Genomic DNA, 22,254 nt, shown 5'->3' with positions numbered 1-22,254 from the left:
TTGCCTCCCTGGCAAATATCCCGCCCGTCCCGCCTCTTCAGCCATCATGCGTCGTGGCGCCGTGCCGCAACAGCACCTCACGCAAGGAGGCGGGAATGGGCGTGCCCACCCTTGCGTCCTGCCGTACGCAGATGGGGGAAAACACCGCCGCAAATACCGGGCTTCCGTCAGGCCGGGTGGCGTGCGCCCGGATATCGAATGAACGCGTGCGCAGCGCTCCTAGACTACATGCGATATGGACTACGTCTCCCGGCCAGAGCGTACCGGTAAAGTCTAAGGACATGCCCCGGCACGGCGTGCCGACCTCATGCGCTTCGCCCAAGCGCTTCCCTTCCCCGAGATGCTCTGTATACAGCCCCACCGCGCCCAACAGGTAGTCGGTAAAGCGCCCGGTATAGACCACCCCCGCCGGATCGCAATCCCCCCATCGCACCTCGCGCCGGACCACGAAGGGGTCGAGGCTCAGGACCATCTCGGTGGCTTTCATGGTTGTCCCTCGCACTCGGCAGGCATCAGCCCGGCCGCTTCGAATTCCCGCACCAGGGCCGGATATTGCTCACGCAGCCGGCCGACGTCGACGCGCCCGGTGCGCGTCATGAAACGCAGCACGAACTCCCGCGGTCCATACTGATCCATCCAGTCCCGCATGCGCTCGTACCAGTTGAAGGAAGCTTCCGACGCGCCTATCAGCTTTTGCTTTTGCGGCTGGCGCGTGGCGCAATATGAAGCCAGCGCACCAGGAATATCGCCGGGCGAACCATTCAATGCATCGGCCAGCGCGATGGCGTCCTCCATGGCGATACGCGTGCCCGACCCGATGGAAAAATGTGCGCTGCTGAGCGCGTCGCCTATCAGCACCCGGTTGCCCACGCACCAGTTGCGCGCGCGTATGACCGGGAACTGGCGCCAACTGGAATGGTTCGAGACCAATGCGTGTCCGTCCAGTTCGGGCGCGAATACCTGTTCGAACAGCTGCTGCCGCGCCTCGGCACTCATCGCCTCCATGCCCAGGTCCTGCCAACTGCGGTGATCGCATTCCGCGACGAAGGTGCTCATGGATGCCGAATAGGGGTAGTAGTGCGCCACAAAGTAACCAGCGCCGTGCTTGCGGAACACCAGGCTTGGGGATGGGAAGGCCTTTGCGACGCCATACCAGGCGAAATGGTTTGTGAGGCTGTACCGGTGCACGTCGAACCCGCACTCGTCACTGTCACGCACCCGGGAATTGATCCCGTCCGCGCCCACCACCACATCGGCATCGAGCGCCTGGAAATCATCGATCCGTTCCTGGTAGCGCACATCCACGCCCAACCGCCTGGCGTGTACGCCCAGGATGCGCAGCAGCTCGATGCGCGCAATGGCGCCGCCGCTGCCGGGGCGCTGCACCGTGACCGGCGTCTCGTTCGACACGATGACCTGCCGGTCGCTGAAGCGCATGGCGCCGGCGAGCGCGTCGAATACCCCGGGGGAGGCATCCCGCAATCGATCCAGCCCCTTGTCGGCCATGACTACGCCGAAGCCGAAGGTGGCATCGGCCGGGTTCTGTTCATACACGGTGACGGCCGCGGCCGGTTGGCGCTGTTTCAACAGGATGGCAAGAAACAGGCCCGCCGGCCCGCCTCCGATGATGGCGGCTTTCATGCGAGCTCCAGAGGTGCAATGGACAGGACGTCCATGTCGAACTGTTCGATACGGCCGCTCAACCCGCCGGTCAAGGCGCCATACCAGACGGCCGGTTTAAAGCCCAGTTCCTTGCGCTCGAACCGCAGCCCAGGATTGCCCAAGATGCACAGATAGCCGTTTCCGGCGGGCTGCGTGGAATAGCCCGCGCTGCCGCGGGCGGCATCCAGCAAACCCTTGAATTCGGGCACGTCCAGTACATAGATGGCCGCCTTGTCCTGCGCCTGCCTGCCCAGCGCGGCGCCCTTGGCCCGCCACACCGGCTCGATGGAGTCAAAGCCGCCCTCCTCCAATGCCATCGCGGCTTCGAGCGTATTCTGGGCGTCCTGCGCGTCTTCCGCGCTGAAGGGCCGCACCTGCCAGGTGATTTCGATGGGATAGCCGTTGGGATCGTTGAAGTAGATGGATTCGATCACCTCGTGGCGGATCTGGTAACGCAAGGGAATCCCGACCGCCTCCACGCGAGCGCGCCATCGCAGCAGCTCGGCCTCGCTTTCGACCCGCCAGGCGGTGTGGGTAGCGCGGTCCTGGTAATGATCCGTGGGCGTCAGGCGCTCGGGACGCTGCGTGCCGATGTAGTAGAAGAAGGCGATGGTGCTGCCATTGCCGCTGTCGAAAAAGAAGTGCAGGAAATCAGGATGGTTCTGCGGGCCCCATCCCTTGGCGGAAATGGCATGCACCAGCGGCAAGCCCAGCAGGTCGCGATAGAAGCGCACGGTTTGCGCGAGCTTCCAGGTCGGCCTGGCCGTGTGGTGCACTCCGTGCAGCCGCACCTTGGGGATGGAAGAAAGTTCAGGCAAGGACGGGCTCATTTGGCGTGTTCTCCATTCGTTTGCTGGCCGCGTTCGGCCTCGAGCGTGGCGGCGATCTGGCCGCGCAACGCTTTTTTGCTCAGCTTTCCAGATGCGGAAAGGGGAAATTCGTCCACGACTTCCAGGCGTTCAGGCCACTTGAACTTCGCTAGCCCGACCTCTTGCAGATAGCCGCAGACCATGGGTAGCGTGAGCGCCGCGCCAGGGAGGCGAGCTATCACGAAGGCACAGACGCGTTCCCCGTAGACCGGATCCGGCATGGCCACCACGGCCGAGGCCAGGATGGCCGGATGCCCGTTAAGCACGTTCTCGACCTCCTCGGCGTTGATCTTTTCGCCGCCGCGGTCCACCACGTCCTTGATCCGCCCGCAGAAGTAGTAGTAGCGCCGGCCGTCGTGCACTTCGCAGCGCATCAGGTCGCCCGAGCGGTAGAAGCCGTCGGCCGTGAAACGACCGACATCCTCCGCCTCCGACTTGTAGTAACCGCGTATGGTGTAAGGCCCCCTGAACAGCGCTTCGCCGGTTTCACCTACAGGCACTTCGGTGTCGGTGCCGGGCGTCACGATCCGGACCTCGTCGTGGCCCGAAACCGGCCGGCCGACCGAATTTTCGAGCACGTTCGCGCTGTCGCCCTCCTTGGCGAACATGATGACGCCCTCGGTCATGCCGAAGATATGGAATGCGGGCGATCCGGTGGTTCTGGCCAGGCCCGCGGCGTTGCGAGGCGTAATGAAACGGCGGCGCGCCTTTACGCTGGCGTCCGCGCGGTCCAGCTCGGGCAGGATGCGGGTCAGGATCGGGCCCGCCACGCCGAACCAGGTGGGCCGGTAAGTCCGCACCAAGCCCTGCAAGGTGGCTTCGTCCAGGCTGCGGCATACGGTGACCTGAGCGCCGCTCAACAGGAATGGACCGAAGAAGCAGCCCATGTTCAGGTTGTGCATGTAGGGCGTGGGAAAGAACAGCACGTCGTCGCTGGTGTAGCGGTTCCAGGCTGCCACCGCCCGCATGTTGTAGAGATACTCGGAATGAAAGCGCGGGATGATCTTGGGCACCCCGGTCGTACCGCCCGACAGCTGGAACACCGCCACCTGGAACGGATGCGCCTGCACTTGCTCAAGGCGCGCGCGGGCGGCTGCCAGCGGCGTGGCCGCGATCAGGCCGTCTATCGTGACGGCACATCCGCGAGCGGGCCCGCGCGCCTGGACGACATGCGCCAACGTCGGCACATGGCGCTGCATCTCTTCTGCGAAGGCCACGTCGTCGAACTTCGGATCGTCGCCCTGGACCAGGTGCAGCCGTGCTTGCGCCAGGTTTCCCAGATACTCGATCTCCAGTTTGCGGAAGGCCTGCAAGGAGCAGATGGGGATGATCCCCGCCTTCAGGCAGGCGCAGAACGCCACCAGCAGTTCATGGCTGTTGCCGCACTGGAAGATTGCGCGGTCCAGCGGCCGCAGGCCCAGATCCAGCAGCGCCGCGCCCAGCCTGTCGCTGCGCTGGTCCAGCTCACGGTAGGTGTAGTGACCGTCCGGCCCTACCAGCGCCAGCCTGTCGGCGTGAACGGCAAAGGCATCGCGCAGGCCGCCCGCCAGGGTTTCCCCAGTAAGCACGCCCTGGCGCACATACTCGCGCACCCTGTCTTCATCCGGGTAACGCACGCCCAGCAGGCGCTCGGCCGGCAAGATCCTTTCCAGACTCGTCATTGATCGTTCCTCTTGCGCCCGTGGCGGGCGTGTCTACGGATTGCCCGGTCAGAAATGCGCGCGCAACCACGCTTCCAGGTGTTGGGCCGCTACCGTCCTGCCGGCGGGCTCGTCCTTGGCCAGCGCCATGCCATGGTGGTTGCCGCGCACCCGCACATGGGTCTTGGCCTGTGTACCGATCTGGCCGTGGATGGCGACGATGTCGGCCGGGAACGTGCATTGGTCTCCGGTGTACTCGATCAGCAGCGTCGGCTGCCGCACGGCCGGCAGGGTCTGCTCCAGCGCGGCATTGGACGAGAGTCCCGACCAGGTCGACAGCCAGGACTCCGGCGTTACTATCCGGGCAAAGCCCACGCTGCCCCAGTTGGACACGAAGGGATCCTTGCCCCAAAGCGAGCCGGTCTTGCGGTCCGAAGGATCCAGCGTGATATCCCAGGCCCTGGGGTCCGCATCCGTGCGCCAGACGTGAAAGATCGGCGCGAATGCGGCCTGCTGCCGGTCCAGCGGCTGCAGCGAACCCGCCTTGACCTTGCCGCGGGCATCCTGCTTGGCGGCGAGCAAGGCGCGCGCTTGCTGGTCGATGCGCCGCACACGCTCGACCTGCGCGGCACGATACTTATCGAGAAACGCCTGGTCGTACCGCGCCTGCCCCGTCCGCGCGTCATAGCCGTTCTCGGCGCTGAACGGATCCAGCGCCGGATCGGTACGCATCGGATCGGCTTCGTCAACGACCGAGGGATCCAGACCAGACATGAGCAGCCTGCCTTGCCCCGGATGCGGCGACAGCAACACCAGTCCGTCCACCACCGGCATGGCGAGTTCGTTCAGCTTGGTGGGGCGGCCGGCAGGCGTTTTGCCGATACGGGAATCCGGCGCCAAAAGGGACTGCTGGTTGTACAGCGCATACAACCCGGCGCCGCCCGAATTGCCCAGGAGGACGATGCGCTCGTAGCCAAGATCCCGCAAGTGCTGCATGCCCGCCGCCACATCGAACAAGGCGATCTCATGCTCCAGCCTGAGGTCGTTGCCGATCGAGCGCGGCCCCTGCACCCAGCAGGCGCAGCCCGCATCGAGCACCGTCGGCACCATATAGTGCGTAACGGACATCTCGCGCGGATGCATCAGGGATACGACCGTACGCTCCTTGCCTGTCGCCGTGAACAGGAAGCCCAGGGTCCGCTGGCCGTCGGCCGTGCCCAAGGCGTAAGGCACAACCTTATAGGGCCGCTGCATCAACTCGGCATCCCAGGATGCCCCCCGCATGCCTGCCGTCACTGCGGCCATCTCTTTCTCAGCCACGAGCCTCTCCAATTAATTAACACCCAGGCAATTAATTTATGAGATATTTATCTGGGTGTCAATTAATTCTCGATAAGGCCAGCGCGGCGCATAAAAAAGCGCCGGCAGACGCCAATTATTGGCGCTTGCCGGCGTGGTCTTTCCTGGCCCTCTCCGTCAGCGCTGTACCGGACGCAGATTCAAGGTACCCGCCTTCTCGCTATCCACCTTGGCGCGGCTGAACGCCATGGGGAAATAGTCGCCCGTTGCCCAGTCCTTGAGCAGGTTCTGGTAATACGGGCTGCGCGGGTCGGCGGATTGTCCCGGCACGTTCTGCATGCGCGAGTTGTCCCAGTCGGCCACGTCGATCACCTGGCGGTATGACGCGCCGCTGGTCTGGCGGAAGTCGCTGGCGCGGAAGGTGGCGCGGTGCACGGTGTCGTTGTCGCCGCTGACCGGATAGCGCGGCGTGCCGTAGGCATTGGCGGTGGCCTCGGGCAGCAGGCTGGCCAGGCTGTGCTCGAACTGGATGTGGTGCAGCTTGCCCCACTGCCATTGCGAGGAATCCGGTCCCAGCTTGGCGCGCAGCTTCTGCAAGCCGTCGTTCAGCGCCTGCAGCAGCAGCGCGTCACGGCCCTGCTGCGGCTGCGCACCGAAAGCGCTGTCCGGCGTGGCCAGCTTTTCCAGCGTTTTGGCGGTGGACAGATTGCCGAAGGCGGCCCGGCCGTTGGCAGGCACGTAGAGTTCAGTCACGCGCTTGACGACCTCGGGCAGCCAGAACTCGTACACCGTGGCCGCGCGCGATTCCGTTCCCACTCGGGCGTCCCAGTCCTTCAGCATGCTCAAGGCCTGCGACGTCGCGGGATCGGCCGAATTCAGCGACTTCGCGTAGCCCGTCAGCGTGCGCGCCGGAATGGACAGGTTGTCGTACTGCAGCGCCTGCGAACTCTGGACCGTCTGCCCCTTGCTGTCGGCCAGCACCTCGCGTATGCGCTGCACGCGGTAGGGTTCGGCCCAGGTGCGGGCGGACATGTCCTTGTAGCGGTAGTCGGCCGGCAGGTTGTATTCGTTGGCGGTGGCGACATAGCCCTCGGGAGGGTTGTAGGCGCGGGGCAGCGCGCTGCCCGGCAGGACGCCGCGCCATTCGAACTCGCCATTGCCGGGCACGGGGAGCATGCCGGACCAATCCGCGCGCGGGCGTATCGGCGCGATGCTGCCGCCGAACCAGCCGATGTTGCCGTCCACGTCGGCATACACCATGTTCTCGCTGGGCGTGTAGTGCTTTTCCATGCCGGCGACGAACTCGTTCCAGTTCTGCGCCTGGTTCAGCCGCAGGCTGGCCAGATAGGCCGCGGTTCCGGGGAATTCCAGATAGGCCGCGCGCAAGGCATAGGCCTTGCGCTTGACCGGATCCACGTAGATCACCGGGCCGTGGCGGGTGAACTTCAGCTGGCGCGTTGCCGCCGCCTGCCCGCGCACGGGGATCGACTCATCCACCTGGCGCATCTTTTCCCAGCGGCCGTTGTAGCGGTATTCGTCCGGCCTGGCTGGATTGGTGTCGTAGACGTACAGGTCTTCCTCGTCGCCAAAGGCGAAGATCGTCAGCCCGAAAGCGATGCGGTCGTTGTGGCCCATGGACACGCCGGGCAGCGCCGGCTCGCCCGCGCCGATCACGTTCCAGCCCGGCGCGTTCAGGTGCACCATGTAGCGCAGCGAAGGCATGGTGATGGACCGGTGCGGATCGCCCGCGAGGATGGGCTTGCCGCTGGCCGTATGCTGGCCGGCTATGGTCCAGTTGTTGCTCTCGTAGCGGGTCGCCATGGGGTCGAACGCCGGATCCAGCGACGCCAGCAGATTCGCGGACAATTCCTGCGCAAGTTTTTCGCGCTCGGCGGCCGCGAGCGGGCTGCGCGGGAAGTCGGCGGCGACGAATTTCTGGCCGTTGCGCGCCAGGTTGTAGTCGCCCAGGACCTTGCTGTCGACGTCGCGCACGTCCAGTCCGGCAGGCACCTGCAGCGCCAAGGGCGGCTCGAAGGTGCTGAGTCCCTGCACGGCGTTCAGGCCCAGCGCCGCGACGCGTTGCGCCATCCGCACCTCTTCGTTGAGATTGCGGGTCAGGCCATAGATGCGGATGAGCGAGGTCTCGGGGCTCCAGTAGCCGGGCTCGGTGCCGGTCAGCTTGAATTCCGGCGGCATCTGATCGGGATTCGCCTTGACCCAATCGATGTAGGCATTGATGCCCGCCGCGAAGGACGTGAGGATCGCCTTGCCCTGCGGGTGGTAGCTGGCGAATTCGGCCTGCATGTCGCCGCGGTACAGGAACAGGCGAGCCGCGCGGTCCTGCTCGACAAAGCGCGGACCGAACTGTTCGGCCATCTTGCCCTCGCCCTGGCGGCGCCAGAGGTCCAGTTGCCAGAGGCGGTCGCGCGCCGCGTTGAAGCCTTGGGCGAAGAACAGGTCATCCTGGTTCTGCGCGTAGATGTGGGACACGCCGTGGCGGTCGCGCACGATCTCCACGGGCTGGGACAGCCCCTTCATATCGACGGTTTCTTTCTTGCCTCCGGGCGACGCGCAGCCTGCCAGCACTGCAATCAGCCCGCTCGCCAGGAATGCCGCGGCCCTGCGATTGAACGTACGCATTGACTCCTCCTCGGGTTTATTTGTCTTCTATGTGCCTGCCGGCATCGAGGGGGCCATGCCGCCCGACGCGACAGCTAGCAATATGTACAGCGAAATTCCAAAGGCGGCGAACGCTGTTTCATTTGAACAGGCTTGCCAGAATCGGTAACGTCTGCGCCAGGTCCGTGTTGCAGCCCGATGGCAGAGCGGCACGCCTCTTGCGCAAGCATGCTTTCAAGCCTAAATTGATCTGGTCGCCTGGCGCTTGGCCATTGCAAGCGAACTGCGCGCATGGCGTTCTGGTTGTTTTTCTGTCTTTTGTTCCACCAAGGAGCGATATGATGAAAGTGAAACACCTGTTAGGCCCGGCAGCCCTCGCGCTGTCACTGCTGGTCGCCGCGCCGGTGGTAGCGGCGCCTACCGACCCGGCGCCCATCATCACCGGCAAGCAATGGTCGGAGTCCGACGCGAATCTGAAGAAGGCCTACCTGCTGGGCATGGCGAACCTCATCCAGGTGGAGCAGGCCTATCAGCAGCGCCGCGCGCCGGCGGACAACCAGACGCTGATCCCGCGTTTCGCCAAGGGTTTGCAGAGCCATACGCTCGATTCGGTGCGCGAACGGCTGGATAGCTGGTACGCGGCCAATCCGACCCGGATGGACCGCCCCGTGGTCGAAACGCTCTGGTTCGAAATCGTCGCGCCCGCGGCGCCGGCCACGCCGGCCGCTCCCGCCAAGCGCGCCCGCTAGGAGTCAACCATGAAAGTCATCCGATCGATCGCCATAGGCCTCATGATGGGGTCGCTGGTAGCCTGCACCAACATGAGTTCCAAGCAGCAAGGCACCCTGTCGGGCGCGGCCATCGGCGCCGCGGCCGGGGCGGGCATTGCCGCCATCGCGGGCGGCAGCGGCTGGACTGGGGCCGCCATCGGCGCCGCCGCCGGCGGCATTGCCGGCAATATCTACGGCGACAAGCACTAAGCCTCCGCCCTTGCGCAATGGCCAGTCCCGGGCCGCGGCCCGGGACTGCGGCTACAGATTGCCGGTGGACTTGCCGATCCGCCAGTACACGCCTCCTCCCGTCATGCCGCCGTCGACCGGCAGGTCCGCGCCGGTGATGAACGAAGCCTCGGGCCCCAACAGGAACATTACCGCCGCCGCGATCTCGTCGGCATCCGCGCCGCGTGACAGCGGCGTGGCGTCGCGGTTGCCTTCATAGAACAGGCGCGCCCGGCCGGCGTCATGCACGGCATTGGGCTGCATGATCATCGGCGTTTCCACCAGGCCCGGGCATACGGTGTTGACGCGTATGCCCCGCCCCGCCAGTTCCAGCGATGCCGCCCGCGTCAGGCCGCGCAGGGCCCACTTGCTGGCGGTGTAGGCTGCGCTGAAGTAGCCGGTAAGCCCCGCCGTCGACGACGTATTGACGATGGCCGCGCCCTGCGGCATCAGTGCGGCCAGGTTGCGGATGGCGAGGAACGGCCCATCCAGATTGATGTCCAGCAGGCGCCGCCATTCCGCGTGCGTGGTCTCGGTCACGGTCTTGCGCAGGGTCACGCCGGCGTTGTTGACCAGGCCGTAGAGCGGCACGCCCGCAGCCGAAATCTCATCGGCCAACGCCAGCCAATCGGATTCGCGGGCCACGTCCGCGACCCGGATGCGCAGCCGTTCGGCATCCTCGCCCGCCGCCGCGCGCAATTCCGCCCAGGTCGCATCGCTTTCGGGCAAGACGTCCAGCGCGTAGACGGTTGCGCCGGCCTGCAACAGGCGCAGCGCCTCGGCCGCGCCCTGCCCTCTGGCCGCGCCCGTCACGACGGCCGCCTTGCCGTTCCACCACGATGCCACGTCCTTGTCGTCGCTCATGTCTTGGACACTCCGCCGTCGACCATCAGCACGTGACCAGTGACATAGCCGGATGCCTGCGAAGCCAGATACAGCGCCGCGTCGGCGATCTCGGACGGCTGGCCCACGCGGCGCGCCGGCAGGCGTTCCACGTATTCGGCAAAGGTGGCGGCGTCGGCGTGCATCCAGCTGCTCATCGGCGTTTCGATGAAGCCGGGCGCAATGGCGTTGACGCGCAGCCCCTTAGGACTCCACTCCAGCGCCAGGCATTGGGTCAGATGGGCCACGCCGGCCTTGGCAGCCGCATAGTCGGCGCAGTTCGGGCGCGGCTTGACGCCGGCATAGCTGGACAGGTTAATGATGGCGCCGCTGCCTTGCGCGATCATGTGGCGCGCAGCCGCCTGCGCGCCGAAGAACGTGCCTTTCAGGTTGATGTCCATGGTGCGTTGCCATGCGGCTTCGTCCAGGTCCAGGGCGGGCATGCGGGCCATGAAGCCGGCGTTGTTGACCCACACGTCCAGCGCGCCGTACTGGGCAGCCACCGCGTCGGCCAGTGCGCGTACCGCCTGCGCTTGCGTGACGTCCAGTTGGCGGCAATCCGCGTCCACGCCGGACAGCGCCTCAAGGTCCAGGTCGGTGGCGACCACGGTCGCGCCCTGCTGGCGGAACGCCGCCGCCATGGCGCGTCCAATACCGCCCCCGGCCCCCGTGACAACCGCGATTTTCCCTGCCAGATCCGGATAGTTCATTTTGCTCATGTGATGATGAAAAAATTGGAGTTCAGTTGAATGCCGCGCGCTTGGCGGCCTTGTTGACTGCGGTGTTGCCGGCTTCCTCGCCCGGCAGGCGGATGTCGTTCAGGTCCATGCCCGCCGTCTCCTTGATGAGGAAGGCGCCGGCAAACGCCATCAGCCCCAGCGCCCCCACGTAGGCCGTGTAGACCCAATCCAGCCCTTGGGCGCCCAGCCAGGCATTGATGTAGGGCGCGGTGCCGCCAAAGATCGCGACCGACAGCGAAGAGATGAAGCCCACGCCCATGGCGCGCGCGCCGGTCGGCACCTGTTCGGCCACCACGGCGGGGAAGATCGCCGCCAGCAGCGCCCAAACCAGGAGGCCTATCAGCTGCCCCACGAACAGCGTCCAGGGCTGGTCGGTCACGATGTGCGATACCGGGAACACCGCCAGCGCCACGCCCAGGCCGAAGGCCATCACCATCGGCTTGCGGCCGTAGCGGTCCGCCAGCCAGCCACAGACCGGCAGCCACAACAGGCACACCAACTGCGCGATCAGGCTGGCCGTGTAGGCGCCCGCCGGATCCATGCCCTTGGTCGCGATGGCCGTGGCCGGCGCGAAGGTGACCCAGGTGTAATACGTGGCGTTGGACGCCGCGGCGATCATCACGATGTTGCGGGCGATCTTCAAGGCCTGCCGCGCCGACACCTTCTGCGTGCCGCCCTGCTCCGCGCTGTGTTCGAAGACCTCGCTTTCGCTTGCGCTGCGGCGCAGGAACAGCGCGTAGACACCCAGCAGCGCCCCCACGCCAAAGCCCACGCGCCAGCCCCAGGCTTCCATCGCGGGCTTGCCCAGCCAGGACGTCAGCAACGCCGCCAGCGCGGTCGCGGCCATGACGCCGATGGTCACGCTGACGAACACCGAACTCGACCACAGCCCGCGCCGCGCGGGCGGCGCGATTTCGGCAACATAGGTATAGGCCACGCCGGACTCGCCGCCATGCGCCAATCCCTGCATCAGGCGGCAAATGAAGAGCAATACCGAAGCCAGCACCCCGGCCTGCTCATAGGTGGGCAGCAGCGCGATTGCCAGGCTGGTCAGGGCCAGCAGGCACATGGTCAGAACCAGCGTGAACTTGCGGCCGTAGCGGTCGCCGATGCGGCCAAACAGCCAGCCGCCGATCGGCCGCGCCAGGAATCCGCCCGCGAACACGGCCAACGTGGCCAGCAGCGCCGAACCGCGGTCGGACGGGTCGAACAGGTTCATGGCCAGATAGGCCGAGAACGTGCCGTACAAGGTCCAGTCGAACCATTCCAGGGCATTGCCCACGGCCGCCGCGCGCAGCGAAGCGTGGCGGCGTTGGCGGTCCTGTGTCTCCATCATTATTGTCGTCGTCATTTTTTTATCCGTGCTGGTCTTGGCCGAGGTGCCGCGCGAACCAATTGGCCGCGGCGTTGCTGGTGCGTTCGAAATGTTCCGTGTAGACCGAGTAATGGCCGCCGGGCAGCAGCAGCAACTCCTTGGGCTGATGCGCCGCGTTGAAAGCGTCCTGCTGCAGATCGGCAGGCGTCAGGCCGTCGCCGGTGGCGACGATCATCAGCAGCGGCGTGGGCGCGATACGGCGCACGTACATGCCGGGCTCATAGGCGCGGGCCAGTTCCAGCGACCGCAACGTGACCTCATTGACCCAGCTTGGGCAGCGGCGCGCTTCGCCCGTCATGTAGTTGTAGGAGTCCGGGCCCGGATAGGCGACCGGCGCGTCGGGATCGGCATCGACCATGCGCAGCATCGCAGGCGGCTGGCCCGCGTCGCGTGCCTCGCGGTCGGCTTCGAACGCGGCCTGCAGCGCCTGCGCCTTGTCGTAGCGCACGCGCCGTTGGGCCGCGGAGAAACCGCTGGTGGTCGGAACCTGGCTGACCACGCACTTGACGCGGCGGTCGATGGCGGCCACCGTCAGCGCGTGGCCGCCGCTGTAGCTGCTGCCCCAGATGCCGATGCGCTCGCGGTCGACTTCCGGACGTTGGCGCAGATAGGAAATTGCCGAGCGGAAATCCTGGATCTGCCGCTGCGGATCGATCTCCTGGCGCGGCATGCCCTCGCTGCGGCCGAGATTGCGGAAGTCGAAGGTCAGCGCGGCCAGGCCCCGGGCCACCACAGCGGCCGCGTACTCTTCCAGGTCGCCGCCGGCGACCATGGACCAGCCGTGCGCGAGCGCGACCGCGCCGACCGGGCCGCTGGCCTGCTCGGGCCGGTAGAAGGTACCGCGCACCAGATCCCCTTCGACCAGGAATTCAATCGGTTCTGCCGATCCTTTTGGACCTGATCGTTCTGGCATAGATGAACTCATGCCTGTCTCCTTATCGCTCATCAATGAGCTAAGCTTGTGTGAACAGGTCGAATTCTGCCCATCGGGCCTGGCGCGAACAAGCGCTATTATTCAAGCCATCAATCGTTAATCCCGATTTATATAAGAACGACTACTACGCGCACGGAAGGTGCCCCGGAGCCATGGATCTACGCCAATTCGATTGTTTTCTGGCCGTTGCGGACAAGCTGCATTTCGGCCGCGCGGCGGAAGCGCTGCACATGAGCCAGTCATCCGTATCGGAAGCGGTCAAGGCGTTGGAAAAGACGCTGGGCGCCCCCTTGTTCGAGCGCAGCAGCCGCCGCGTCGCGCTTACGCCGTTGGGCGAAACCCTGAAGCTGGGCGCGGGACCGGCCGTGGTCATGCTGAAAGCCGCGCTGGACGACTGCAAGCGCCAGGCCGCGGGCAAGCCGCGCCATCTGCGCATCGGCTTCCTGGGCGGCGGTTTCTACGAGCTATACCGCCCGCTGGTCTCGGAATTCAAGGCCGCGCATCCCAACGTGGAGCTGGAGTTCGTGGAACTGACCTACGTCACCCACTACGCGGCGGTGGCCGACGGCTCGGTCGACATTGCGTTCTGCCGTTTGCCGCTGGGCGCGGACGGCCTGTGCCATGGGCCCATCGTGTTGCGGGACCAGCGCATGCTGTGCGTCCCGCTTGATCACCCGTTTGCCGCGGCGACCCTGCTGGACCCCGAGCTGCTGGCCGAGGAACGGCTGGTGCGCATGGTGCCGGGATCGGTCAACCAGGAATGGCAGGACTACCACTTTCCGCGCCACACGCCCAAGGGCAAGCCCATCGGCGACGGCCCGGTGGTGCGCACGATCCGCGAGGGCATCGCGGCCGTGAACACGCGCGAAGGCCTGCTGATGCTGACCAAGCGCGCCGCCAGTTATTACGCGACGCCCGAGATCGCATTCGTCGAGATCGACCTGCCCGCCATGCCTTCTGCCCTGGTCAGGCGGGTAGACGACCACCGGCCCATCCTCCAGGAACTGGAAGCCTTGCTGCTGCGCATCGCCGAGCGGCATGGCGTGGCGGCTTGATCCGGGCCGCGAGGCCCGGGCCTCCGCTTATATCGAAGCGGATCAGCGCTGCGAATCCAGGACTTCGTTGTTCTTCACCACTTCCTGCGCCTTGGAGTAGCTTTCGATCAGCAGCTGGTAGGCCGGGAACACCTTGGTGTAGACCTCGGCCCACTGCATGGCGTCTTCGCGGTTCCAGGTCTTCTGCAGTTCCGAGGCCACGGCGGCAGTGTCCATCGGCACCACGCCGGCCTGCACCACGCGCGCCAGCGTGATTTCCTGGGCCATCTTGGTGTACGTGCCAGAGGCGTCGATCACCGCGAACACCTTGTAGCCGTCGGCGACGGCGCTGATGGCCGGGAACGCCATGCACACGCTGGTGATGGTGCCGGCGATGATGAGCGTCTTGCGGCCGGTGGCCTTCACGGCGGCAACGAATTCGGGGTTGTCCCAGGCGTTGATCTCGCCCTTGCGCGCAATGTATTGCGCATGCGGGGCGTTGGCGTGGATCTCGGGAATCAGCGGACCATTCGGGCCTTGCGGCACGGAAGCCGTGGTGATGACGGGCATCTTGGCCAGCGTGGCCATCGACGCCAAGGCGCCAGCGCGGGCACGCAGCTCCGGCATGGGCATGTCGCCCACGGTCTGGAACAGGCCGCTCTGATGATCGATCAGCAGCATGACGGCGTCGTCGGCGTCGATAACAGGACGTTGGCCGTTGAAGTTGGCGGGTGCGGACATGGTGTACTCCTAATTTGAAAGGTCGACGGCTTGTGGCCGAATCAGAAGCCTTATGGCTGCACAAATATTAAAAATAGAACAAAATTGTCGGAAGACCGATTTTTTGCTTTCAGCGTTCTATTTTTTGAACCAAAGGGATGCCCATGCAGGATCTCAACGACCTTTTCTATTTCGTGCAGACCGTCGAGCACCAGGGCTTTGCCCCCGCGGGACGTGCGCTGGGCATGCCCAAGTCCCGCCTCAGCCGCAGGCTGGCCCTGCTGGAAGAGCGCCTCGGCGTGCGCCTCATCCAGCGCTCGACCCGGCATTTCATGGTCACGGACATAGGCCAGACCTACTACGAGCGCTGCAAGGCCATGCTGGCCGAAGCGGAAGCCGCGCAGGAAGTGATCGACGCGGCCCAGGTCGAGCCGCGCGGCGTGGTCAAGCTGACCTGCCCGATCGCCCTGCTGCATACCCATGTGGGCGGCATGCTCGCCGACTTCATGATCAAGTACCCGCGCGTGGTCATACAGTTGGAGGCCACCAACCGCCGGGTCGACGTGCTGGGTGAAGCCGTGGACGTGGCGATCCGCGTCCGCCCGCCTCCGCTGGAAGACAGCGAACTGGTCATGCGCGTGCTGTCGGACCGCGGCCAGAGCCTGGTCGCCAGCCCGGGCCTGACGGCCCAATGCGGCCAGCCCGCAACCCCGGACGACCTGGGCGCCTGGCCCAGCCTGGCGCTGGGCTCGCCCAACCAGGCCTATCGCCTGGAGCTGTACAAGCAGGACGGCCAGCAGGCCACCGTCTCGCTTGCCCCCAGGATGATCACCACCGACATGATCGCCTTGCGCAACGCGGCGGTGGCCGGCGTGGGCGTCGTGCAGCTGCCCACCATGATGGTGCGCGAACAGCTGCAGGCGGGACAGCTGGTCCGGCTGCTGCCTGACTGGGCCCCGCGCCGCGAGCTGATACATGCGGTGTTCCCGTCGCGGCGCGGCCTGCTGTCGTCGGTCAGGGCCTTGGTGGATTATCTGGCGGAGCGCTTCGGGAAGTTGCAGGAAGACTAGCCCAGCGTTCCGTTTTCAGGACAGCCAGGGCTAAAAATGGCGACTACCGACGCCATTGTCCTTAATCTATCTTGCCGCCTGGTCACTTCTACCGCTGTCGACGCTTGCACGCGTCGGCTGCAGCCCAGGCAACTTGAACTTCCACAGACTCGCAATCCTCCCGCTGGCCGCGCTGGCAATCGGCGCCGCGCAGGCCGCCGGGTCCGCGCTGCCGCCCATCGATCCCTGGCGTTATACCGAGGACTACAGCTACCTGGACGACCCGGCCAAGCGCACGGGCGCCTGGGGCGAAGCCGGCAAGTGGATCCGGCTGGGCGATTCCTCCGCGCTGACCCTGGGCGCCGAGCTGCGCGCCCGCTATGAGCGCTACCGCAACAACGAATTCGGCGACGCGGCCGTACCCGACGAGGGTTACCAGCTGTACCGTTTCCTGCCCTATGCCGACCTGCGGCTGGGCCGGCAGGTGCGCGCCTTCGGCCAGTTGAACCTGACCCATGCCGAACGCGACACCGGCTCCATCGGACCGCCCGACGACACCGGCAGCGACGTGCTGCAGGCTTTCGTCGACGTCTCTCTTGCCGGCGCTGGGGGCACCTGGACCGCGCGCGCGGGCCGCCAGGTCATGGCCTATGGCAGCGAACGGCTGATCTCGGCGCGCTACGGTCCCAACGTGCTGCGCTCGTTCGACGGCGGCGCGCTCAGCTGGGCAGGCCAGGGGCTGCGCGTGGACGGCTTCCTGGTGCGCCCGGTGCGCAACGATCCGGACGATTTCAGCGACCGCGCCGACTCCCAGCGCCGGCTCGGCGGCCTCTACAGCACCTGGTCCGCGCCCGGCGGCCTGGGCGACACAGGCCTGGATGCCTACCTGCTGTCGCTGTCCAGCGACTCGGCCACCTACAACCAGGGCAGCGGCCCCGAAACCCGCAACGCGCTGGGCGCGCGCTACTTCGGCCAGCGCGCCTCCTGGCGCTGGGACCTGGAAGCGGTCTACCAATACGGCAGCTTCGCCGGCGCGCCGGCGCGCGCCTGGTCGCTCGCCAGCGACGTGAGCTACACCTTCCGCGGCACGCCATTGCAGCCGCGCGTAGGCCTGAAGGCCAACATCATCAGCGGCGACCGCAATCCGGACGATCCCAAGCTCCAGACCTTTGCCGTCTTCTTCCCCAAGGGCAAGTACTTCGGCGAAGCGGGCCTGATCGGCCCTTCCAACCTGATCAACCTGCATCCCTCGCTCACGCTGGACCTGGGCTCCGGCTGGACGTTGGGAACCGCAGCGGTCTTCTATTGGCGTCAAAGCCTGCAGGACGGCGTGTACGGCGTGGCCGGCAATCTGCTGCGCCCGGCCGGCGCCAGCCGCGCCCGCTACATCGGCACGCAGGCCGACGTGGTGCTGGGCTGGGAAGTGTCGCGCCACCTGAGTTTCGAAGCCGCCTACTCGGTGTTCCGGCCCGGAAGCTTCATCCGCGACACCGGCCGCGCCGAAACCGTCCATTTTTTTGGCCTGGAAGCGCTATGGCGCTACTGAACCCCCTCGATGACCGGAGACGACACATGAAAAGAACCACGGCGCTTGTCCTCGCATTGGCAGCCGCGCTGCCCTGCGCCGCCCACAGCCGCGACGCCGACCTGGTGCTGCGCAATGGCCAGATCATCACCATGGACCCCGCGGCGCCGCGCGCAACAGCCCTGGCGATCCAGGGCGAACGCATCGTGGCGGTGGGCGGGGACGGCGATGTCGAGCAACACGTCGGACCGGCCACGCGCCAGTTGGACCTGCAGGGCCGCACGGTGATACCCGGCCTCATCGACACGCATATCCACGCCATCCGCGGCGGCCAGACCTATGCGTTCGAAACCTACTGGTACGACGCGCCCAGCCTGGCAGACGCGCTGGGTCGGTTAACCCGCGACGCCGCGCAACGCCCGCGCGACCATTGGGTCGCGGTGGTCGGATCCTGGCATCCGCGGCAATTTCGCGAGCGCCGCGCGCCCACCCGCGCCGACCTGGACCAGGCGGTCCCCCGGCATCCCGCCTATGTCCAATACCTGTACGACTACGCCCTGCTCAACAGCCGCGGCATCGAAGCCCTGGGCCTGGACGGCCCGCAGCCGCCGGAACTGCACGGCATCACGGTCGAGCGCGACGCGCAGGGCCGCGCCACCGGCAGGCTACTGGGCGGCATCGGCCCGTTCAACGCGCTGTTCGCCCGCCTGAGCCATACCGCCGACCGCCCCGCCGGGCTGCAAGCCTTTCTGCGCGCCATGAACGCGCGCGGGCTGACGGGCTTCATCGATCCGTCGGCCGGCGGCGCTGAAGCCTACGAGCCGCTCTACGCGCTGCGCGACCGTGGCGAACTCACCGTGCGCGCGGGTTACCGGATTTCGGCCATGCGCGCGGGCGGCGAGGCGCAATGGTTCCGCGACATCATGGCCTTCCGTCCGCCGCGCCATGACGACGGCAAGCTCGCGTTCCTGGGATTGGGTGAAAACCTGGTATCCGCCATGAACGACGGCGTGCGCATGGGCCCGGGATTCAACCCGCCGGCCGAAGCGCGCCAGGAACTCGCCCGCATCGCCCGCTACGCGGCCGAACGCCGCATCCCGCTCGAGATCCACGCCTACACCGACGATGCCGCCAGCGCCATCCTCGACGTGTTCGAGGAAGTCGGCCGCGACCACGACCTGCGCCCGCTGCGCTGGTCCATCGCCCACCTGAACACCGGCTCGCGCCGCACGCTGGAACGCATGGCGCGTTTGGGGCTGGCCTATACGGTGCAGATGGGTCCGTACTTCGAGGGCGAGGCGATACGCGAGGCCAATCCCAAGGGGGCGGAGCAGGATTCGCCGCCGGTGCGCACGGCGCTGGACCTGGGTCTGCCGGTCGCGGGCGGCACCGATTCGACCCGCATCGGCGTGGCTGGCGTCTGGCAGGCCGTGGAGTACCACGTGCAGGGACGCGCCATCGGCGCCACCGTGCTGCGCGAGCCCGGCGCCCTGCTCACGCGGGAGGAAGCGCTGGCGCTCTACACGCGCCAGGCAGCCTGGCTGGCATTCGACGAAGACGACCGCGGGCAACTGAACGCCGGCAAGCTGGCCGACCTGGCGGTGCTGGACCAGCCCTACCTGACGATGCCGGCGGACCAGATCCACGCCATCAATTCGGTGTTCACGCTGCTGGGCGGCAAGCCGGTGCATGATGCCGGGGTGTTGCCGGCGGCGCCTGCCAAGGCGGTCCAATAAAAAGTTGCGGCCCCGCACTGAGCGGGGCCGCAGCGCATCACGCTCAGAACGAGTGGCTGATCCCGACCTGGAAGCCCTTCGAGTTCGCGCCCGGCACGCCTTCCGGCGCGACGTCCCCGGTCACGAAGGCGGCATTGCCCTCGTTCTTGATGAAGGACGCCGCCGTGTACAGCACCGTGCGCTTGCTGAGCGCGTAGGTGTAGCCCAGCGCAAACTGCTGGGCGTCGTCGCCTTCGTACTGCCCGCTCTGGGTGGAACGGGAGTACGACAGCTTCACGTGGCCGCCGCCCACGGGCACCGACGCGCCCGCCAGGGCCACGTGCTGCTTGTCCGACCCGATCTTCTGCTGCAGGTAGTTGGCAAACAGCTTCACCACGCGGAAGTCATAGCTGGCGCCCAGGGTCGCGGTTTCGTAGTGCTCGCCGCTGCCCATCGACGTCCTGCCGTATGCGGCGGCGACATTGAGCGGACCGGACTGGTAGCCCAGCCGCCCGCCGGCATAGTCGGCGCCGCGCAGGTCTTCTTCGCGCGCATAGTTCAGGTGTCCGTATATCCCGCCGAGTTTCTTCGGCAGGAAGTACGCCACCATGTTGCTGGCGCGCGAGAGCGTGGTGGCGCCCTCCATCCCCAAGGGCCAGCCCTTGATGATGTTGCTGCTGCCGCCCACGCCCACGGTGCCGAAGGGCGAGAACGAGGACACGTTCCAGAACGCCGCGGTGTAGTCCCGCCCCAGCCGCAGTTCGCCGTAGCGCTCGTTGCTCAAGCTGATGGTCGAACGCCGTGTCCAGTTCAGGCCTTGCGGCCCGCCACTATTCGGCAGGATGGGCGCCTCCAGCCAGAACCCCACCGAGTTGCCGTTGCCCAGATTCTCGGTGCCGCGCATGCCGATGCGGCTGGGCAGCATGTAGCCGCCCTGGTCCATGCCGATCTTGGACGTGCTGCCCGCGGTGGCGCTGGTCACGTTCAGGTCGATGTGGCCGAACAGGGTCAGCGACGACGATTGCGCAAACGCCGGTCCCGCCAGCGCACAGGCTCCCAACAGCCCGATTCTTCTGATTATTGACATATTCCCCCCAGTTTCCCCGACTCAATTGCCGACGCGTATGCCGGCGCCGCGGATCAGGCTGCCGGTGCTTTCCATTTCCTGGCCGATCAGCTCGGCGAATTGCTGCTGCGGCATGGGCGCGGGCTCGGCCCCCAGGTTCTCGAAGCGCTGGCGCGTGGCGTCCGAGCGCAGCGCCTGTTCGGTGCCGGCATGCAGCTTGGCCAGGACCGCCGGCGGCGTCGCGGCCGGCACGAACATGGCCACCCAGAACTGCTGGTCCACGCCGCTGTAGCCTGCCTCTTTCGTCGTAGGCACGTCAGGCAACGCGGGCGAGCGATGGTCGGCGCTGATCGCCAGCGCGGTCAGCTTGCCAGCCTTGACCATGGGCAGCGCCAGCGGCAACGGCAGGAAGAACCAGTCCACCCGCCCGGCGATCACGTCGTTGACCGCCTCCGGCGTGCCGCGGTACGGCACGTGGATCGCCTGGATGCCGGTCGCGGCCCTGAACTTTTCGCCCGCGATGTGCGCGCCGCTGCCGCTGCCGGACGAGCCGTAGGTATATTGGTCGGGTTCGGCGCGGGCGCGCTCCACCAGGTCCTTCAGCGACTTGAAGTTGCGCGCGTTCGACGCCACGATCACGTTCGGCATCGAGGCCAGCATGGTCACGGGCGTGAAGTCCTTGAGGGTGTCGTATTTGAGGTTGGCGTAGAGCGACTGGTTGGCCACGTGGGCGGCGGAGTGCACCAGCACCGTGTAGCCATCGGCTGCGGCGCCCGCCACCATGGTGGCGCCCAGCACGCCGCCTGCGCCCGGCCGGTTCTCCACCACCACCGGCTGGCCGAGTTTCTTCTCCAGCTGTTCCGCCACCGTCCTGCCGATGACATCGGTGGTCGACCCCGCCGTGAACGGCACTACCATCCTGATGGGGCGCGCCGGATAGTCCGGCTGGGCCTGCAGCGTGGCGCTAAGCCCCACGACGCCGGCCAGGGCCGTCGCGTATTGAAGAAAATGTCTGCGGTGCAGTGTCATGGTTTGTCTCCTTTTATGCTTCTGCTGCGCGAAAAAAAAGCCGATCGCCCATGACGGACAGGCGATCGGCCGGATAAAGCGGGTCGCGGATCAGGGGGCGAGGACGGGCCGGTCCTGCGCGCCTTCCAGCACCTTGATGTAGGCCTCGCGGGCTTGCGCCAGCGGCACCACGGCGGCCGGACTGACCGGAAAGGACTGCAGGCTGCCGTCCTCGAAGCCGGGCAGCAGCTCGCGGAACACCGCGGCGCAGCGGGCCGAGTCCAGCTTCAGGCTGTCCACGCCGATCAATTGGAGGTCGCGGCGGTAGAAGGCCTGGATGTCGAAGGGCACGTTGCGGTCAGGGGTGGAAATGACGATCTGCCGCCCGCCCACCTTCAACGATTCCAGCGCCGCGGCGAAGTACGGCGAGCCCACCGTGTTGTAGGCAATGTCCGCGCCCGTCTGGCTGGTCAGCTCCATGACACGCTGGGCGATCCCGTCGCGGCTGCCATCGATGACCGACACGCCTGAAACCGCATGGCCGACGTAGCCTTCGCCGCCGCGCTCCACCCCGATCACCCGGGCGCCGGCGCGGCTGGCCAGCTGGATGGCGGCCTGCCCGACCTTGCCGTTCGAGCCGAACACCACCACCGTCTGGCCCGGGCCAGACAGGCCGGCGCGGCGCAGCCCTTCATAGGCGGTGACAAACGGCACGCCCGCCATGGCGGCGCTGGCCGCGGCGATGTGGGCAGGCCTGCGCACCAAGGCGGCCACAGGCAGCACCAGGTAGCGCGCGTGGGTCCCGTCGCGCGTAATGCCCAGGTCGCCGCCCGTGCCCCACACCTCCTGCCCCATCCATTCCGCGGGGCCGGCTATCACCTTGCCCGCGTAGTCGCGTCCGGGCGTGCGCGGCCAGATCGCGTAAGGCATCATGCCCATCGCCGCCTTGACGTCGCTGGGATTGATCCCGGCCGCGCTGACTTCGACCACGGCATGGCCTTCCGACGCCTGCGGCACGGAGATGTCGACCAGGGCCGGCCGCAGCTCGGCGACGGTGGAAACGCGTTCGATCACGCGCAGGGCTTGGGTTTTCTTGCTCATGTCTGTCTCTGGTTCTGG

Annotated in this window: 20 protein-coding genes; 6 read left to right on the top strand and 14 right to left on the bottom strand. The window is 66.5% G+C overall.

Annotation, left to right across the window (positions count from 1 at the left end; translation table 11 throughout):
* Positions 1–37: 37 nt before the first annotated feature.
* The 6 genes from IB257_RS03245 to IB257_RS03220 form a co-directional block, all read right to left on the bottom strand.
* Positions 38–487 carry a thioesterase family protein gene (locus IB257_RS03245; RefSeq protein ID WP_119451480.1) on the bottom strand — a complete coding sequence of 150 codons (450 nt, stop codon included), beginning with the start codon at positions 485–487 and terminating at the stop codon, positions 38–40.
* A complete protein-coding gene (locus IB257_RS03240; protein ID WP_119451481.1) occupies positions 484–1,641 on the bottom strand; it encodes an FAD-dependent monooxygenase in 1,158 nt (385 codons plus the stop codon). The genes IB257_RS03245 and IB257_RS03240 overlap by 4 nt, the downstream gene beginning before the upstream one ends.
* Positions 1,638–2,492: a VOC family protein gene (locus IB257_RS03235; protein ID WP_119451482.1), complete on the bottom strand. Its 855-nt coding sequence runs from the start codon at positions 2,490–2,492 to the stop codon at positions 1,638–1,640. Before IB257_RS03235 ends, IB257_RS03240 begins: the two co-directional genes overlap by 4 nt.
* The gene (locus IB257_RS03230; RefSeq protein ID WP_192491853.1) at positions 2,489–4,192 is read right to left on the bottom strand and encodes an AMP-binding protein; all 1,704 of its coding nucleotides are present in this window, start codon (positions 4,190–4,192) and stop codon (positions 2,489–2,491) included. The genes IB257_RS03235 and IB257_RS03230 overlap by 4 nt, the downstream gene beginning before the upstream one ends.
* A gap of 48 nt (positions 4,193–4,240) precedes the next feature.
* Positions 4,241–5,425, bottom strand: a complete 1,185-nt coding sequence (locus tag IB257_RS03225) for an alpha/beta hydrolase (RefSeq protein WP_119451542.1) — start codon at positions 5,423–5,425, stop codon at positions 4,241–4,243.
* A gap of 222 nt (positions 5,426–5,647) precedes the next feature.
* Entirely contained in the window at positions 5,648–8,110 is a 2,463-nt protein-coding gene (locus tag IB257_RS03220) for a penicillin acylase family protein (protein ID WP_192491852.1), read from the bottom strand.
* A 320-nt stretch (positions 8,111–8,430) separates the two neighbouring features.
* Here IB257_RS03220 and IB257_RS03215 point away from each other — a divergent pair, with 320 nt between their 5' ends.
* Entirely contained in the window at positions 8,431–8,838 is a 408-nt protein-coding gene (locus IB257_RS03215; protein WP_082401051.1) for a hypothetical protein, read from the top strand.
* Between the two features lie 9 nt (positions 8,839–8,847).
* Positions 8,848–9,069, top strand: coding sequence for a YMGG-like glycine zipper-containing protein (locus tag IB257_RS03210; RefSeq protein ID WP_013393765.1), 222 nt, complete (start codon positions 8,848–8,850; stop codon positions 9,067–9,069).
* A gap of 51 nt (positions 9,070–9,120) precedes the next feature.
* On the opposite strand, the gene IB257_RS03205 is transcribed toward IB257_RS03210, so the two are convergent.
* The 4 genes from IB257_RS03205 to IB257_RS03190 are packed head-to-tail and all read right to left on the bottom strand — an operon-like array spanning position 9,121 to position 12,997.
* Positions 9,121–9,951 carry an SDR family NAD(P)-dependent oxidoreductase gene (locus tag IB257_RS03205; RefSeq protein WP_225588727.1) on the bottom strand — a complete coding sequence of 277 codons (831 nt, stop codon included), beginning with the start codon at positions 9,949–9,951 and terminating at the stop codon, positions 9,121–9,123.
* A complete protein-coding gene (locus IB257_RS03200; protein ID WP_225588726.1) occupies positions 9,948–10,688 on the bottom strand; it encodes an SDR family NAD(P)-dependent oxidoreductase in 741 nt (246 codons plus the stop codon). The genes IB257_RS03205 and IB257_RS03200 overlap by 4 nt, the downstream gene beginning before the upstream one ends.
* Before the next feature lie 22 nt (positions 10,689–10,710).
* Positions 10,711–12,042, bottom strand: coding sequence for an MFS transporter (locus tag IB257_RS03195; protein ID WP_054454873.1), 1,332 nt, complete (start codon positions 12,040–12,042; stop codon positions 10,711–10,713).
* A gap of 22 nt (positions 12,043–12,064) precedes the next feature.
* Positions 12,065–12,997, bottom strand: a complete 933-nt coding sequence (locus IB257_RS03190; RefSeq protein WP_225596814.1) for an alpha/beta hydrolase — start codon at positions 12,995–12,997, stop codon at positions 12,065–12,067.
* 173 nt (positions 12,998–13,170) lie between these two features.
* Here IB257_RS03190 and IB257_RS03185 point away from each other — a divergent pair, with 173 nt between their 5' ends.
* Positions 13,171–14,073, top strand: a complete 903-nt coding sequence (locus IB257_RS03185) for a LysR family transcriptional regulator (protein ID WP_054454448.1) — start codon at positions 13,171–13,173, stop codon at positions 14,071–14,073.
* Positions 14,074–14,115: 42 nt separating this feature from the next.
* On the opposite strand, the gene IB257_RS03180 is transcribed toward IB257_RS03185, so the two are convergent.
* Entirely contained in the window at positions 14,116–14,793 is a 678-nt protein-coding gene (locus tag IB257_RS03180) for a hydrolase (RefSeq protein WP_054454449.1), read from the bottom strand.
* A 143-nt stretch (positions 14,794–14,936) separates the two neighbouring features.
* Here IB257_RS03180 and IB257_RS03175 point away from each other — a divergent pair, with 143 nt between their 5' ends.
* The 3 genes from IB257_RS03175 (at position 14,937) to IB257_RS03165 (ending at position 19,082) form a co-directional block, all read left to right on the top strand.
* On the top strand, positions 14,937–15,842 hold the full coding sequence (locus IB257_RS03175) for a LysR family transcriptional regulator (protein ID WP_054454875.1): 906 nt from the start codon (positions 14,937–14,939) through the stop codon (positions 15,840–15,842).
* A gap of 133 nt (positions 15,843–15,975) precedes the next feature.
* The gene (locus tag IB257_RS03170) at positions 15,976–17,367 is read left to right on the top strand and encodes an alginate export family protein (protein WP_192491851.1); all 1,392 of its coding nucleotides are present in this window, start codon (positions 15,976–15,978) and stop codon (positions 17,365–17,367) included.
* Positions 17,368–17,393: 26 nt separating this feature from the next.
* Complete coding sequence (locus IB257_RS03165) at positions 17,394–19,082, top strand: amidohydrolase (RefSeq protein WP_192491850.1); 1,689 nt, start codon at positions 17,394–17,396, stop codon at positions 19,080–19,082.
* Positions 19,083–19,125: 43 nt separating this feature from the next.
* On the opposite strand, the gene IB257_RS03160 is transcribed toward IB257_RS03165, so the two are convergent.
* From IB257_RS03160 to IB257_RS03150, 3 genes are all read right to left on the bottom strand, one after another.
* Positions 19,126–20,148 carry a porin gene (locus IB257_RS03160; RefSeq protein ID WP_175213364.1) on the bottom strand — a complete coding sequence of 341 codons (1,023 nt, stop codon included), beginning with the start codon at positions 20,146–20,148 and terminating at the stop codon, positions 19,126–19,128.
* Positions 20,149–20,169: 21 nt separating this feature from the next.
* Positions 20,170–21,156: a tripartite tricarboxylate transporter substrate binding protein gene (locus tag IB257_RS03155; RefSeq protein ID WP_192491849.1), complete on the bottom strand. Its 987-nt coding sequence runs from the start codon at positions 21,154–21,156 to the stop codon at positions 20,170–20,172.
* Between the two features lie 90 nt (positions 21,157–21,246).
* Entirely contained in the window at positions 21,247–22,236 is a 990-nt protein-coding gene (locus tag IB257_RS03150) for a zinc-binding alcohol dehydrogenase family protein (RefSeq protein ID WP_192491848.1), read from the bottom strand.
* Positions 22,237–22,254 lie beyond the last annotated feature (18 nt).

The organism is Achromobacter sp. ACM03 (assembly GCF_014851665.1).
GTDB lineage: Bacteria > Pseudomonadota > Gammaproteobacteria > Burkholderiales > Burkholderiaceae_B > Achromobacter > Achromobacter aegrifaciens.
The sequence above is the reverse complement of the archived record's forward strand: the minus strand, read 5'-3'. Positions and strand labels throughout refer to the sequence as shown.